Origin of the sequence: Streptomyces sp. NPDC091280 (genome assembly GCF_044768565.1) — a bacterium.
GTDB lineage: Bacteria > Actinomycetota > Actinomycetes > Streptomycetales > Streptomycetaceae > Streptomyces.
On sequence record NZ_JBIVUZ010000008.1, the window covers coordinates 82,035 to 96,845 of the forward strand.

At 73.0% G+C, this 14,811-nt stretch carries 9 protein-coding genes; 2 read left to right on the top strand and 7 right to left on the bottom strand.

Annotation, left to right across the window (positions count from 1 at the left end):
- Positions 1–113 precede the first annotated feature (113 nt).
- On the top strand, positions 114–1,949 hold the full coding sequence (locus ACIQPR_RS24210; protein WP_403651642.1) for a glycoside hydrolase family 15 protein: 1,836 nt from the start codon (positions 114–116) through the stop codon (positions 1,947–1,949).
- A gap of 42 nt (positions 1,950–1,991) precedes the next feature.
- Here the strand turns inward: ACIQPR_RS24210 and ACIQPR_RS24215 are convergent, their stop codons facing one another.
- The 3 genes from ACIQPR_RS24215 to ACIQPR_RS24225 form a co-directional block, all read right to left on the bottom strand.
- Positions 1,992–4,718, bottom strand: a complete 2,727-nt coding sequence (locus ACIQPR_RS24215) for a SpoIIE family protein phosphatase (protein WP_403651644.1) — start codon at positions 4,716–4,718, stop codon at positions 1,992–1,994.
- A 76-nt stretch (positions 4,719–4,794) separates the two neighbouring features.
- On the bottom strand, positions 4,795–7,338 hold the full coding sequence (locus ACIQPR_RS24220; RefSeq protein WP_403651646.1) for a SpoIIE family protein phosphatase: 2,544 nt from the start codon (positions 7,336–7,338) through the stop codon (positions 4,795–4,797).
- A gap of 204 nt (positions 7,339–7,542) precedes the next feature.
- Positions 7,543–7,689 carry a hypothetical protein gene (locus ACIQPR_RS24225; protein WP_403651648.1) on the bottom strand — a complete coding sequence of 49 codons (147 nt, stop codon included), beginning with the start codon at positions 7,687–7,689 and terminating at the stop codon, positions 7,543–7,545.
- A gap of 257 nt (positions 7,690–7,946) precedes the next feature.
- On the opposite strand from ACIQPR_RS24225, the gene ACIQPR_RS24230 reads away from it, so the two are divergent.
- Entirely contained in the window at positions 7,947–9,128 is a 1,182-nt protein-coding gene (locus tag ACIQPR_RS24230) for a cytochrome P450 (protein WP_403651650.1), read from the top strand.
- A 154-nt stretch (positions 9,129–9,282) separates the two neighbouring features.
- On the opposite strand, the gene ACIQPR_RS24235 is transcribed toward ACIQPR_RS24230, so the two are convergent.
- The 4 genes from ACIQPR_RS24235 to ACIQPR_RS24250 all read right to left on the bottom strand — a co-directional run bounded on the left by ACIQPR_RS24235 (position 9,283) and on the right by ACIQPR_RS24250 (position 14,796).
- Positions 9,283–10,761: an aldehyde dehydrogenase family protein gene (locus ACIQPR_RS24235; protein WP_403651652.1), complete on the bottom strand. Its 1,479-nt coding sequence runs from the start codon at positions 10,759–10,761 to the stop codon at positions 9,283–9,285.
- 72 nt (positions 10,762–10,833) lie between these two features.
- Complete coding sequence (locus tag ACIQPR_RS24240) at positions 10,834–11,859, bottom strand: oligopeptide/dipeptide ABC transporter ATP-binding protein (RefSeq protein ID WP_403651654.1); 1,026 nt, start codon at positions 11,857–11,859, stop codon at positions 10,834–10,836.
- Entirely contained in the window at positions 11,852–13,861 is a 2,010-nt protein-coding gene (locus tag ACIQPR_RS24245) for a dipeptide/oligopeptide/nickel ABC transporter permease/ATP-binding protein (protein ID WP_403651657.1), read from the bottom strand. Before ACIQPR_RS24245 ends, ACIQPR_RS24240 begins: the two co-directional genes overlap by 8 nt.
- A complete protein-coding gene (locus ACIQPR_RS24250; protein WP_403651660.1) occupies positions 13,858–14,796 on the bottom strand; it encodes an ABC transporter permease in 939 nt (312 codons plus the stop codon). The genes ACIQPR_RS24245 and ACIQPR_RS24250 overlap by 4 nt, the downstream gene beginning before the upstream one ends.
- Positions 14,797–14,811: the final 15 nt, after the last annotated feature.

The window sequence follows — 14,811 nt, forward strand, 5'->3', positions numbered from 1 at the left end:
ACTCCCACGATTCCTCGCCCGACTCCAGCGCGCATCCGGAAGAGTGGCCGAACGAGAACGTGAACCTAAGCTGGAACCGGCCCGTGCGGGCCCGGACCAGGGAGGCTGCCGCGATGGTCGAGACCCCGCCCGAACAGGACACGCCCACCGGACCCGGATACCTGCCCATCGCCGAGCACGGACTGATCGGCGATCTGCGGAGCGTGGCCCTGGTGGGCACCAACGGCACGATCGACTGGTACTGCTGCCCGTCCTTCGACGCCCCCAGCGTCTTCGCCGCGATCCTGGACGCGGAGCGCGGCGGCTCCTTCGAACTGGCCGCCGCCGTGCCCGCCCGCACCAAGCAGTTCTACTTCCCCGACACCAACGTCCTGATCACCCGGTTCTTCACCGAGGACGGCGTCGGCGAGGTCCAGGACTTCATGCCGGTGACCGGGGAGCCGGACGAGTCGGCCCGGCACCGGCTGATCCGCCGCGTGGTGTGCGTGCGCGGCTCGGTCCCGTTCCGGATCAGGGTCGCGCCCAGGTTCGACTACGGCGCCAGCCCGCACACCGCGCGCATGCTCGGCGAGGTCGCCCTCTTCGAGTCCGCCGACAGGTCCCTCGCGCTGACCGCCACGGTGCCCCTGGAGTGCGACGAGGTCGACGTGTGGGCCGACTTCAAGCTCGACGAGGGCGAGTCCGAGGTCTTCGCGCTCGACCAGGTCGACGGCGAGATCGGCCCCCGCGACTGCGCGCGCACGGAGGCCGAGGACGAGTTCAACGCGACCGTCGCCTACTGGCGCCGCTGGCTGTCCCAGTCCCGCTACCGGGGCCGCTGGCGTGAGATGGTCCACCGCTCCGCCCTCACCCTCAAGCTGCTCACCTACGCCCCCACCGGGGCGATCGTCGCCGCCCCCACGACCAGCCTCCCCGAACAACTCGGCGGCGAGCGCAACTGGGACTACCGCTACGTCTGGATCCGCGACGCCGCCTTCTGCGTCTACGCGCTGCTGCGCCTCGGCTTCACCGGCGAGGCGAAGGCCTTCATGAACTTCGTGTCCCGCTACATCAGCCCCGGCGACGGCAACCCCTCCGGCCCGCTCCAGATCATGTACGGCATCGACGGCCGCACCGAACTCACCGAACGCGAACTCCCGAACCTCGAAGGCCACTTGAAATCCGCCCCGGTCCGGGTCGGCAACGCCGCCGCCGACCAGCTCCAACTCGACATCTACGGCGCCCTGATCGACTCCATCTACCTCTACGACAAGTGGGCCGAGCCCATCTCCAGCGCGCAGTGGGACGACGTGTGCGCCCTGGTCGACTGGGTCTGCGTCCACTGGGACCAGCCCGACGAGGGCGTCTGGGAGACCCGCGGCGGCCGCAAGAACTTCCTCTACTCACGCCTGATGTGCTGGGTGGCGATCGAGCGCGCCATCCGCCTCGCCAACCGCCGCGGCCTGCCCGCCAACCTGCCCTACTGGGGCGGCTGCCGCGACACCATCTACCGGCGGATCATGGACCGCGGCTGGTCGGAGACCCGCCAGGCCTTCGTCCAGTACGAGGGCAGCGACGTCCTCGACGCCGCGCTGCTGATGATGCCGCTGGCGAAGTTCATCGCCCCCACCGACCCCAAGTGGCTCTCCACCCTTGACGCGTTGACCGAGGAACTGGTCTCCGACTCGCTCGTCTACCGCTACAACCCGCAGGCCAGCCCCGACGGACTGCGCGGCGACGAGGGCACGTTCTCGATCTGCTCCTTCTGGTACGTCGAGGCCCTGGTCCGGGCCGGCCGCGTGGACGAGGCCCGGCTCGCCTTCGAGAAGATGCTCACCTACGCCAACCATCTCGGCCTGTACGCCGAGGAGATCGGCCGCACCGGCGAGCAACAGGGCAACTTCCCCCAGGCGTTCACCCACCTCGCCCTGATCAGCGCCGCGTTCAACCTGGACAAGGCCCTCGGCTGATCCGACCGCGTCCCGCAGGGGCATTTCGGCGAAACCCGGTGCTCACAGGGTCTGTTCGGCCCAGATGACCTTGCCCGCGGGGGTGTAGCGGGTGCCCCAGCGTTCGGAGAGCTGGGCCACCAGGAACAGGCCCCGGCCGCCCTCGTCCGTCATCGCCGCGTAGCGGAGGTGGGGGGAGGTGGTGCTGCCGTCGTAGACCTCGCAGATGAGGGTGCGGTCGCGCAGCAGGCGGACGCGGACGGGGTCGTTGCCGTAGCGGATGGCGTTGGTGACCAGTTCGCTGAGGACGAGTTCGGTGGTGAACGTCAGCTCCTCCAGGCCCCAGTGGGTCAGTTGGCGGGTGACCGAGGCGCGCATGTCGGCGACCGCGGCGGGGTCGGACGGTACGCGCCACTCGGCGACGCGGTCGGCGCCCAGGGCGCGGGTGCGGGCGACGATCAGGGCGATGTCGTCGCTCGGCCGTACCGACAGCTCCGAGTCGAGGACGGCCCGGCAGGTGTCCTCGGGCGAGTCGCCCGCGCGGGTGAGCGCGGTGCGCAGCATCTCCAGACCCACGTCGATGTCGCGTTCGCGGTCCTCGACCAGTCCGTCCGTGTAGAGGACCAGCCTGCTGCCCTCGTCGAGCTTCAACTCTGCGGTCTCGAAAGGGAGTCCGCCGAGACCGAGCGGCGGTCCGGCCGGGACGTCCGGGTACTCGACGGTGCCGTCCGGGCGGATCAGCGCGGGCGGCGGATGGCCGGCGCGGGCCACGGTGCAGCGCAGGGACACCGGGTCGTAGATGGCGTAGAGGCAGGTCGCTCCGGTGACCGGGGCGCCGCTGTCCTCGGTCGTCTCGTCCTGGTCGATGCGGCCCACCAACTCGTCCAGCAGACCGAGGAGTTCGTCCGGCGGCAGGTCCAGTGCGGAGAAGTTGAGGACGGCGGTGCGCAGGCGTCCCATGGTGGCCGCCGCGTGCAGCCCGTGGCCGACGACATCGCCGACGACCAGGGCGACGCGGGCGCCGGACAGGGGCAGTACGTCGAACCAGTCGCCGCCGACCCCGGCCTTCGCCGGGAGGTAGCGGTAGGCGACGTCGAGCGCGGTCTGCTCGGGGAGGCGGCGGGGGAGCAGGCTGCGCTGGAGGGTCACCGCCATACCGTGTTCGCGGGTGTAGCGGCGGGAGTTGTCGATGGACACGGCGGCGCGGGCGACGAGTTCCTCGGCGAGGGCCAGTTCCTCCGAGTCGAAGGGCTCGGGCTTGTCGGAGCGCCAGAAGTTGACCACGCCCAGGATCAGCGCCCCGGCCCGCAGCGGCACCGTGATCAGCGAGTGGATGCCGTACTCCACGACCTGCGCGGTGCGCTCCGGGTCCTGGGTGAGCCAGCCGGGGGCCTCGCCGAGCCGGGGTTCGACGACGGCGTCACCGGTGTCGAGGCTGCGTGCCTGCGGGGCGGACTCCACGAACTGGATCTGCTTGCCGACCGGGTACAGCGGTGCGTCGTCGCGGACCCCGCTGTAGGCCGTGCGGCGCAGCTCGGTCCCGGGCTGGGGCTCCTCGCCGCTGAGGACGGCGTCGTAGAGGTCGACGGTGACGAAGTCGGCGAAGCGCGGGACGGCCAGTTCGGCGAGTTCCTCGGCGGTGCGGGTGACGTCCAGGCTGGTGCCGATGCCCACTCCGGCGTCGTAGAGCATGTTGAGGCGTTCGCGGGCGACCTCGGCGCGGCCGGAGAGGGCGCGCAGCTCGGTGGAGTCGCGCAGCGTGGTGACGCTTCCGGGCGGGCCGCCCTCCAGGTCGGTGGGGCGCTGGTTGACGGCGAGGAGCCGGCCGCCGACGCGGTGCACCTCGTCGGTCGCGACCCGCGCGGAGGCCAGCAGGGCGGTCATCTCGGCGTCGAGTCCGAGGTCGAGGACGAGGCGGCCCTCGCCGTTCTCGGGCAGGTCGAGGAGTTGCCGTGCCTCGTCGTTGGCGAGCAGCAGCCGCCCCTCGCCGCTCACGATGATCACGCCCTCCCGCACGGAGTGCAGCACCGCGTCGTGGTGCTCGTACATCCGGGTCATCTCGTGCGGGCCCAGGCCGTGGGTCTGGTGCTGAAGACGTCTGCTGACCAGCGCGGTGCCGCCGGTGGCGAGGACGAGGGCCGCGCCCGCCGCGATCAGCAGGAGCGGCAGCTGCTGGTCGGCGGTGCCGCCCACGTTCGCCTTCGTCACCCCGGCCGACACCAGGCCCACGACCTTGCCGCCGGGGCCCTTGACCGGCACCACGGCCTGCACCAGCGGCCCGATGGTGCCGGTGATCTCCTCGGTGACGACGTGCCCGGCCAGCGCGGGCGCGATGTCCCCGACGAACTTCTTGCCGATGCGGTCCGGCTTGGGATGGGTGTAGCGGATCCCCTCGGTGTTCATGACGACGATGAAGTCGACCTTGGACGTCTTGCGGGCGGCCTCGGCGCTCGGCTGGAGGATCGCCGTGGGGTCGGCGCTCTTCAGGGCCGCGACCGTGCCCGGCGCGTTGGCGAAGGTCTCGGCGACCGCCACCGACCGGTTGCGGGCCTCCTGCGTGCTGTCGTGCCGCACCTGGAGGACCTGTGCCACCACCGCCGACACGACCAGCAGCAGCACGATCACCACTTGCAGCACGAACACCTGCCCGGCGACGCTGCGCCCGGCCAGCCCGGACCGCCGGTGCCGGTGTTCGCGCGCCCGGCGGGCACGGTCGTACGGGCGCCGCGCGGGCAGACCGTCGGGGCGGTGGGTCGACCGGGCCCTCGGCCGACCCGTCAGGCGGACCATGAGCCCATGTCTACACTGCCCGACCTCAGGAGGCGAGAGCCGTCACACCCGGTGACAGGCCGGGGCCGAACCGGGATCAAGGATGCCTCCCGGGCTTGGCGCGCCGGGCCGCGAGCAGCAGCGCGATGTCGTCGGGGCGGTCGGCCGCGTGCCGGGCGGCCGTGGTGAGCCGGTCGGCGACCCCGGCCAGCGAACGAGCGCCCGTCCGCGCGGCCGGACCGCCCGCCTTCGCCAGCGCGACCCGCAGGGCGGCGATGCCGTCGTCGATGTCGACGCCGGGCCGCTCGACGAGACCGTCGGTGTAGAGCGCCAGCACGGAGTCCGGCTCCAGCCGGAGTTCCGTCACGGGGTACTGGGCGTGCGGGTCCACCCCGAGGACCACGCCCCCGGGGATGTCCCAGACCCGGGTACGGCCGTCCGGGGTACGGATCAGGGGCGGCGGGTGCCCGGCCCGGGCGACCTGGACCAGGCCGCTCGACGGGTCGAGCCGCAGGTAGCAGCAGCTCGCGAACTGGCCCGGGTCGAGGTCGATGAGGAGATGGTTGGTGCCGCTCATCACCTCGTCGGGCGGCCGGTCGCCGAGCGCGAACGCCCGCACCGCGCTGCGGAGTTGGCCCATCGTGGCGGCGGCCTGGACACCGTGTCCCTGGACGTCGCCGATCACCAGGGCCAGACCGTCGCCGGACTCGACGACGTCGTACCAGTCGCCGCCCACCTCCATCCCCTGGGTGCCGGGCAGATAGCGTCCGGCGGTCTCCACCTGCGGGTGGACCGACAGCCGGCGGGGCAGCAGCGCCTGCTGGAGACCGCGGGCGAGGGCCGCCTCCGAGTCGTAGCGCTGGGCCTTCTCCATCGCGTGGGCGATCAGTCCGGCGAGGGCGGTGAGCACCGCGCGCTCCTCGGAGCTGAAGCTGCGGGACCGGTCGAAGCCCAGGATGGCCGAGCCGACCGGGCGCCCGGACGCGATCAGCGGCAGGAACGCGCGGGCCCCCACCTCCGCGTCCAGCGGGATGCCCGGGTAGGCCTCCGCGAGCTGCTGCATGGAGTCGAAGAAGAGCGGCCGTCCGGTGGTGAGGGTCTCGACACCGGGCAGCCGGGTGTCGAGCCCGACCCCGTCGAAGGGGGCGAGGAAGCCCTGCGGGAAGCCGGTCTCCCAGGCCAGGTGGAGATGCCGCTCCTGGAGCAGGTAGATCGCCAGGCGTCGGCCGCCGAACGCGGGCAGCAGCTCCTTCATCACGACCGCCGACACCTGGCGGGCGGTGACCGCCTCCGTCAGCGCGATGGCGAGCACGATCGGCCGGTACAGCGGGGCGAGCGAGGTGACGCCGTTGCCCGGGGCGTCGGCCCCCTCGGGGTGCACCGGCACCAGCGGGATCGGCGGGCCGGACACCCGCGTCGACGGCGTCACCGTGCACGTCAGCTGGTCGTGGCCGGGATGGACCGCCAGCGCGAGCCAGTCGCCCTCGTACGGCTCCGGCGGCTGCTTCTGCCCCTCCGGGCGCCGGACGTGGAAGTGCACCGGCCCGAGCGACAGCAGGGCGCCGCGCAGCTGGTCCTCGCAGCCGATCTGGTTCAGCCAGGGCACGCCCTCCCACAGCGGGCGGCCGAGCAGTTCCTCGCGCGGGCTGCCCAGCAGCTGGGCGGCGCGCGGATTGGCGTAGGTGACCAGCCCCAGCCGGTCCAGACAGAACACGCCGTCCGGCAGCAGCTCGGCCGCGCCGTCGGCGACCGGGGCGGGGCCGGGGTCGACGACGACTCCGCTGACCGGGTGCCCGCCGCCGGGCGGGACCGGACCCGTGGCGGGCGTCCACAGGTCCAGCAGCCGGACCGAGCCGTCCGCCGCCCGCACCCGCAGGGGCAGCGGCGGGGGCTTCCCGGCGGCCGTCGCCCGCAGCGCCGCCATGACCTGGTAGGTGTCGCCGGGGGCCAGGGCGTCCGCGATGGCGCGGGCGGTGCCGGGGGACTCGTCGGGCTCGACGCCCAGCAGGGTGTGCAGGGCGCTGTCGGCGGTGACGGCGGCCGTGGCCGGATCCCACACGAACCGGGCCATCCGGCCCTCGGGGCGGTGCGTGGCCGCCGTCCGGACGCACACCGGCTCGCCGTCCCAGGCCACGCGGGGCCCGTCCTCGTCCTTGTGCTCGTCCTCCAGCTCGCGCAGCGCCGCGCCCAGCTCCTCGGCCAGCCGTGTCATGCGGTCCAGGCCGGACAGCAGCCCGGTGGTGTCGGCCGCGGACGGCCGCAGCACGGTGAGCACGCCGTACGTCGTCGATCCGCTCATGACCGGCACGTACTGCGAGCCGAACTGGAAGGGCAGACTCGCGGCGAACTGGGGGTAGCGGCGCATGCACTCGGCGGCGTTCGGCAGGACCACCTGGACGCCGAGCCGGAAGGCGTCCGCGACGGGGAACTTGTTGTCGACGCTCAGCCGGTTCCAGGGGCGGAACAGCGGCCCGGGCAGCCCGGCCAGCACGGCCAGGCGCAGCAGTCCGGGCGTGCTCGACCGCAGGTAGACGCCCCCGGAGTGGCCGCCGGCCGCGTCGATCGCCTCCGTGGAGGCGTCGATGAGCAGCTCGGCGAGCCGTCCGGGCGTCCCCTTCTCGGGCTCGGCACTCCCAGTCATTGGGGCTCTACCTCGTCCCTGTGGCGCCGGGTGGGTGACACAGCAAGAATGCGCCAGGACGCGGCCGGGGTCACCTGGGCGGACGGGATGGGCCGGAGAGGCACGGGTATCGCCGGGCCGTAGCTGTCTGATGAAGTGATCAAGAGTGACTCAAGTGTCGGGGTTGAGGTGGGCGCCGGTTCGGGCCGGTGAGCCCTCGGTGCGTCAGGCGGCGACGGGGTGCGGGCCGCTGCGGACGCGGTGCGCGCGGTGGACGCGGCGTGCGCCGTGGATGCGGTGCGCGTCGCGGGGGATCCTGCCGGGGCCGCCGTTGCCGTCGGTGGTGCCTTCGGCGGACGGGGATGTGGCCATGGGGCTGTGCCCTTTCGGATCGGCGCGCAAAGTGGACAGGCGGGACTGGGGAGTTGCGGCCCGACGTGTTTCCGTGACCGGGTCCGCGTCTCGTGGCGTTCAGGATGGCGCAAACTCCGCCTCGCGCGGGGCGAATTCGATCTGTTGCCCACATTCGTCGCCGGTGACCGGCCGGGCGGCCCCCGCCCTCGGCCGGTCGCGCCCGCGTTGTTAGCCTCGCTCATGGCCAGTTTCCCCCTGCCCCGACCTGGAGCGCGATGAGTACGGTCGCCGCCGCCTACCCGCTCGGCGCCGGGACCACGCTCGCCGAACTCGCCCACGACCCGCATCCCCGCCTGGCGCTGCTGCGCGAGAGCGAACCCGTGTCCTGGCTGCCCGAGTTGGACGGCTGGCTGGTGACCCGGCGCGACCTCGCGCTCACCGTGATGCGGGACGCGAGCACCTTCACCGTCGACGACCCCCGCTTCTCCACCGCCCAGGTCGTCGGCCCGAGCATGCTCTCCCTCGACGGAGCACGGCACACCCGCCACCGCGAACCCTTCACCGCGCCCTTCCGGCCGCGCGAAGTACACGACGGCTTCGCCTCGTTCATCGAGGAGGAGACCGGCCGGCTCGTCACCGCACTGCGTCCGGCCGGCGCCGCCGAACTGCGCCGCGCCTTCGCCGGCCCCCTCGCGGTCGCCGTCGTCACCCACGCCCTCGGCCTGACCGGCACCACCCCGGCCACCGTCCTCGCCTGGTACGACGCCATCGTGCGGTCCGTCTCGGACATCACCGCCGGACACACGGCGGGCGCCGCGGGCACCGCCGCCTACGCGGAACTGCGCGCGGCCGTCGAGGCCACCGTCGCCGACCGGGACGCGGCCTCACTCCTCGTCTCGGCCGCCGGCCGGCTGACCGTCCCCGAAGTCGCCTCCAACGCGGCCGTGTTGATGTTCGGCGGCATCGAGACCACCGAATCGATGATCACCAACGCGCTGCTCCACCTGCTCCGCCACCCCGGCCAACTCGCCCTGGTCCAAGCCGACATGGGCCTGCTGGACGGCGCGATCGAGGAATCGCTGCGCCTCGAACCCGGCGCCGCCGTCGTGGACCGCTACGCCACCCGCGACACCGTCCTCGGCACGGCCGAGATCCGCGCGGGCGACCTGGTCACGGTCTCCCTCACCGGCGCCAACCGCGACCCGGAGGTCTTCCCCGACCCCGACCGCTTCGATGTCCGGCGCGAGAACGCCCGCCTCCAACTCGCCTTCGCCCACGGCCCGCACTACTGCCTCGCCGCACACCTCGTCCGGCTGGAGACGCGTATCGCGCTCCACCACCTGCTCGACCGGCTGCCGTCCCTGCGCCTGGACCCGGACCGCCCGACGGCCCCGCACGGCCTGGTCTTCCGCAAACCGCCGACGCTGCACGCGCGATGGGACCTCGGCACGTCCTGAATCCCCACCGCGCATCCTGTCGGGCGGTTCGGCCACGGCTCGGTGCCGGCCGGGTCCGCCCCCGGGCGCGTGGAGGCGCGGTCCGCACCGGCGTGGAAGCCGTGGAGCGGGGCAGGTTCCGGGCGTATGTCACCCACGTGCCGGTCCGCGCGCCTCAGCCCGCGTCGATGACGACGGCCTTGACCTGGGTCCAGTCCTCCACGTAGTCCGGGCCCATCGACCGGCCGAAGCCGCTGTTCTTGTAGCCGCCGAAGGGCGTGCCGATCGACCCCGTCGGGCCGCCGTCACCGACCGTGTTGACGGCGACCTGTCCGGCCTCGACGCGGCGCGCGAGCCGCACGGCACGGCCCACGTCCCGCGTCCAGACGGTCGCGGTGAGGCCGTAGCGCGTGCCGTTGGCGATGGCGACCGCCTCGTCCTCGTCGTCGTAGGTGAGGACCGAGAGGACCGGGCCGAAGATCTCCTCCTGGGCGATACGCATCTCCGGGCGCACCCGGTCGAAGAGCGTCGGCTCGACGAAGTAGCCGTCCGCGTACGGGGGTTCGGTGAGTTTGCCGCCGCCGACCACGAGCTCGGCGCCCTCCTCGCGGCCGATCGCCAGATAGTCCAGGACCCGCCTCTCCTGCCGGGCGTTGATCAGCGGACCCATGTCGACCGGCTGGTCCCACCGGCCGACCCGGACGGCCCGGAAGCGTGCGGCCAGTTCCTCGACCAGCCGGCCGTGGAGCGAGGAGTGGACCAGCACGCGTGAACCGGCCGCGCAGACCTGGCCGCTGTTCATGACGATGCTGCGGACGATCGCCGGTACCGCCTTGTCGAGGTCGGCGTCGGGCAGCACGATCTGCGGGGACTTGCCGCCCAACTCCAGTTGCAGGGGTATGAGGTTGCGGGCGCAGGCCTCCATCACGGCGGTGCCCGTGGCCGGTGAACCGGTGAAGCTCATCTTGCGGATGCCCGGGTGCGCGGGCAGGGCCGCACCCGCTTCGGCGCCGTGGCCCGTGACGACGTTGAGGACCCCGGGCGGGATGCCCGCCTCCAGCGCGAGGCGGGCCAGGTAGAGGGCGGTGAGCGGGGCGTCCTCGGCGGGCTTGAGGACGACCGTGTTGCCGGCCGCCATCGGGGCGGCGGTGTTGAAGACCGTCATGGGGCCGGGCGCGTTCCAGGGGATGATCGCGCCCACCACGCCGAAGGGCTCGCGCAGGGTCAGGCCGAGAACGTCCGGCGAGCGGGTCGGGAGCGTGTCGCCGAAGACCTTGTCGGCCTTCCCCGCGAGGTAGGCCAGCCGGGCGGCGATGGGCGAGGGGCCGACCGGGTGGCCGACCTCGATCGCCTCCAGCCGGTTGATGTCGTCGTCGTGCTCGCGCACCAACTCCGCCCAGCGGTACAGGAGTTCACCGCGCACGGCGGGACTGGTGTCACGCCACGCGGGCAGTGCCGCCGCGGCGGACCGTACGGCGTCGTCCACGTCCTGCGCGGTGCCGCGCGGGACACGGGCCACCACCGCGCCGGTCGCCGGATTCACCACGTCGAGCGTGGACTTGGAACGAGCGGGCACCCACTCGCCAGCGATGAGGTGGGTGCCGTCGGGGAGCAGGGCGGCGATGTCGAGCGGGGCGGGGGCGGTGGTGGTCATCGTGCTCCTTGTGCGGAGAGGGCGGGGGCCGCCAGGTGGTCGGGCGGCGCGGTCAGGCGGTGATCACGGTGATCAGGTGGCGTCGGCCGTCGTCCGGCCGTCCGGCAGGGTCGCCGTGCCCGCCGCGATCTCGTCCCGGCGATGGCACGCGACGGCGACTCCGTCGCGCTGGACCAGGTCCGGCCGGGCGGTCCAGCAGATCTCCCGCGCGTACGGGCAGCGGGGAGTGAAGGCGCAGCCCTCGCTGACGCGGTCCGTCGCGGGGGTGGCCGCGGCGGCCGTCCGTCGCTCGGCCCGGCGACGGCGCTGGGCGACCGGGTCGGGGACCGGCGCGGCGGCCAACAGGGCGCGGGTGTAAGGGTGGGCGGGGCTGTCGGCGACCAGCGTGGCCGGGCCGCGCTCGACCACGCGGCCGGCGTAGAGGACGACGATCGTGTCGCTGAGGTAACGCACCACCGACAGGTCGTGCGAGATGAACAGATAGCTCAGTCCGCGGGTGCGCTTGAGTCGGGCCAGCAGGTTCAGGACCTGGGCCTGGACCGAGAGGTCGAGGGCGCTGACCGCCTCGTCGCACACGACGAAGTCGGGTTCCATGACCAACGCCCGTGCGATGGCGATGCGTTGACGCTGTCCGCCGGAGAAGGCCGCCGGGTGGCGGTGGGCGGCACCGGGCGGCAGCCCGACGTCGTCGAGGGCGCGCAGGACACGCTCACGGATCGCGTCGGCGGGCAGGCCCAGGTTGTGGCGCAGGGCCTCGGCGAGCGTGTCGCCCACCGTGTGCGCGGGATTCATGGAGCCGTAGGGGTCCTGGAAGACCACCTGCATACGGCGGGCCAGCAGCCGGCGCTCGGCGCGCGTGCCGTGCGTGATGTCGGCGCCGTCGAACGCGATGCTGCCGCCCGTCACCGGCACCAGCCCCAGCACCGCCGAGCCGATGGTCGACTTGCCGGAGCCGGACTCGCCGACCAGGCCGACCGTCTCGCCACGTCCCACGGTCAGATCCACACCGCGTACGGCGTGGACGTCACCGCCGCGCCGGCGGGAGCGGCGGTAGGTGACATCGAGGTCCCGCACGTGGAGGAGCGTCGCGTCAGTCATGGGTTCCGCCTCCGGTCGGTTCGAGCGGGAGGATGCATCGCGTGGACCGTTCCGGCTCGGCCGGATGAGAGATCACGACGGGTTTCTCCTTGCAGGCGTCGGTCACCCGCGGGCAGCGGTTCTGGAAGTGGCAGCCGACCGGCCACTGGGTCGGGGACGGCACCGCGCCCTCGACGGCGGGCAGCGGCTGCCCGGGGCGGGCGTGGTGGGGGTCGGAGCCCAGCAGCCCGGCCGTGTACGGATGCGTCGGCGTGGTCACGAGCGCCGTGACCTCGGCCTCCTCGACGACCTCCCCGGCGTACATCACGACGGCCCGGTCGCACAGGTCGGCCAGCACGCCCCAGTCGTGCGTGATGAGGACGACGGAGGTGCCGGACACCTGGAGTTCGCGCAACAGGTCGAGGATCTCGGCCTGCACGGTCACATCGAGCGCGGTGGTCGGCTCGTCGGCGATCACCAGGACCGGATCGCCCGCCAACGCGGCGGCGATACCGACGCGTTGGGCCATCCCGCCCGACAACTGGTGCGGGTAGCTGCCGGCCACCCGGGCGGGGTCGGGCAGCCGTACCTGCGCGAAGAGTTCCAGGGCGCGCTCCCGGGCCCGCTTGCGCGAGCAGCCGGTGTGCAGGCGTACCGCCTCGGCGACCTGGGCCCCGGCGGTGAACGACGGGTCGAGGCTGGAGACGGGGTCCTGGGAGATCCAGCCGATACGGCGTCCGCGTACCTTGCGCAGGCTCGCCGCGTCCGCCTGGGCGAGGTCGGTGCCCTCGAAGAGGATGGTGCCCGAGGTGATCGCGCCGCCCGCGGGCAGCATGCCGAGCAGCGAGGTGGCGGTGACGGTCTTGCCGCAGCCGGTCTCGCCGACGATGCCCAGTACCTCTCCGGCCCGCAGGTCGAAGGAGACGTCCCGGACGACTTCGGTGGGCACGCCCTCGACGCGCAGGGACACCGTCAGACCGCGTACCGACAGCAGGGCGTCGGTGTCGGGCGGCTCGGTCACGCGCGGTGCGTCGGTCACGCGCGAGGCGTCGGTGGCCGTGGCCCGGACCGGCTCGAGGGAGGCTCCCCGGGGTCGGCCGGTCCGGCGGGAGGGCGGTTTGTCGGCCGGGGGCGCGGAGCGCTCGGCGAAGGTGTCGCGCAGGCCGTCGCTGAGCAGGCCGAGGGCCACGACGAAGGAGACGATCATGAAGCCGGAGGGGATCAGCAGCCAGGGGTCGGTGCCGATGTTCTTGGACGCCTCGGCGACCATGCTGCCCCAGCTGGCGTCGGTGGTGCCGAGTCCGAGGAAGCCGAGCCCGGTCTCCAGCAGGACGGCGTAGGCGCCGAACACGGAGGCCTGGACGAGGACGGCTCCGGTGACCCGGGGCAGCACGTGCCGGCGGATGACGACGAGGTCGCCGATCCCGTTCGCGACGGCGGCCCGGACGTACAGCTCCTCCTTCACACCGAGGGTGGCCGAGCGGACGACCCGGGCGAGGAGGGGTGCGCCGAGCAGCCCGTTGGCGGCCATGGCGGCGCTCTCGTCGTTGGTGAAGACCGAGAGGACCACCAGCAGGACGATGATGACCGGGACGGCGGAGATCAGGTCGGCGGTCTTGAGGACGAACCGGTCGAACAGGCCGCCCCGGTACCCCGCGACCATGCCCGCCGGGACACCGAGCGTCAGATAGACGGCCAGCGTGATCACCACACCGAGGAGGGTGACCTGTCCGCCGTGCATCAGCCGGCTGAGCACGTCCCTGCCCAGCTCGCCGGTGCCCAACCAGTGGGCGCCGCCGGGGCCTTGGAGGGCGTGGGTCAGGTCCTGCGCGTCCGGGTCGTACGGTGCGAGCGGGCCCGCGAACACGGTGACCAGGACGACGAGGAGGAGGTAGCCGGCGGAGACGGCCGCGGTGGGCCTGCGCAGCAGCCGGGCCGCGAACCCGCTCCGCGCGGCACCCCGCCGCCGGGCCTCCCGTCCGCTCCCGGGCGCCGTCCGGCGTGCGCTCACCGGGGTCTTCATGTCCGCACCTTCGGGTCGAGCATCGAATACACCACTTCGATCAGGAGGTTGATCAGCATCACGGTCACCGTGAAGACGAGCGCGACGCCCTGGACCATCGGGATGTCCTGCGTCTGCGCGGCGGTCACGGCCAGGCCGCCGAGACCGGGCATGACGAACAGGGTCTCGGCGAGGACGGTGCCGCCGAACAGCGTCACCACGACCACACCGAGGACGGTGACGATCGGCGCCGCCGCGTTGCGCAGCACATGCCGGAAGACCACCGACCGCTCGGGGACACCGCGGGCCCGCAGCACGCGGACGTACTCGCGGTCCAGTTGGGTCAGTACGCCGTCGCGGGTCTGCTTGGCCACGGGAGCGGTCGCGGGCACGCCCAGCGTCAGCACGGGCAGCACCAGCGACTCGAACCACCGCACCGGCGAGTCGGCGAACGGGACGTAGCCCGTGGCGGGGAAGAGCGGCAGCCGTACGGCGAACGCGGTCATCAGCACCAGGCCGAACCAGAAGTTCGGCACGGCGAGCCCGACCAGTGAGATGCCGTCCACGGCCCGCCCCAGCCGGCCGCCCTTCAGCGCGCTCAGCACACCGAGCACCACGCCCGCCACCGCGGCCACCAGGATGGCGCCACCGATCAGTGAGAGCGTGACCCCGAGGCGGGAGGCGAGCTGGTCGCTCACCGGCACCCCGGAGGTGACGGAGTCGCCGAGGTCGCCGTGCAGGGCGGCGGTCAGCCAGTCCCAGTAGCGGACGGGCAGCGAGTGGTCGAGCCCGAGCTGCCGGTCGAGCGCCTTCACCTGAGCGGGACTCGCGTTGGCGCCGAGGATGGTGCGGCCCGGGTCGCCCGGCACCAGGCTGGTCAGGACGAAGGTCAGGACGCTGACGCCGAACACCACCGGGATCGCGCCGAGCAGCCAGCGGAAGAGGATCCTGTGCATCTCACCCCACTCCTT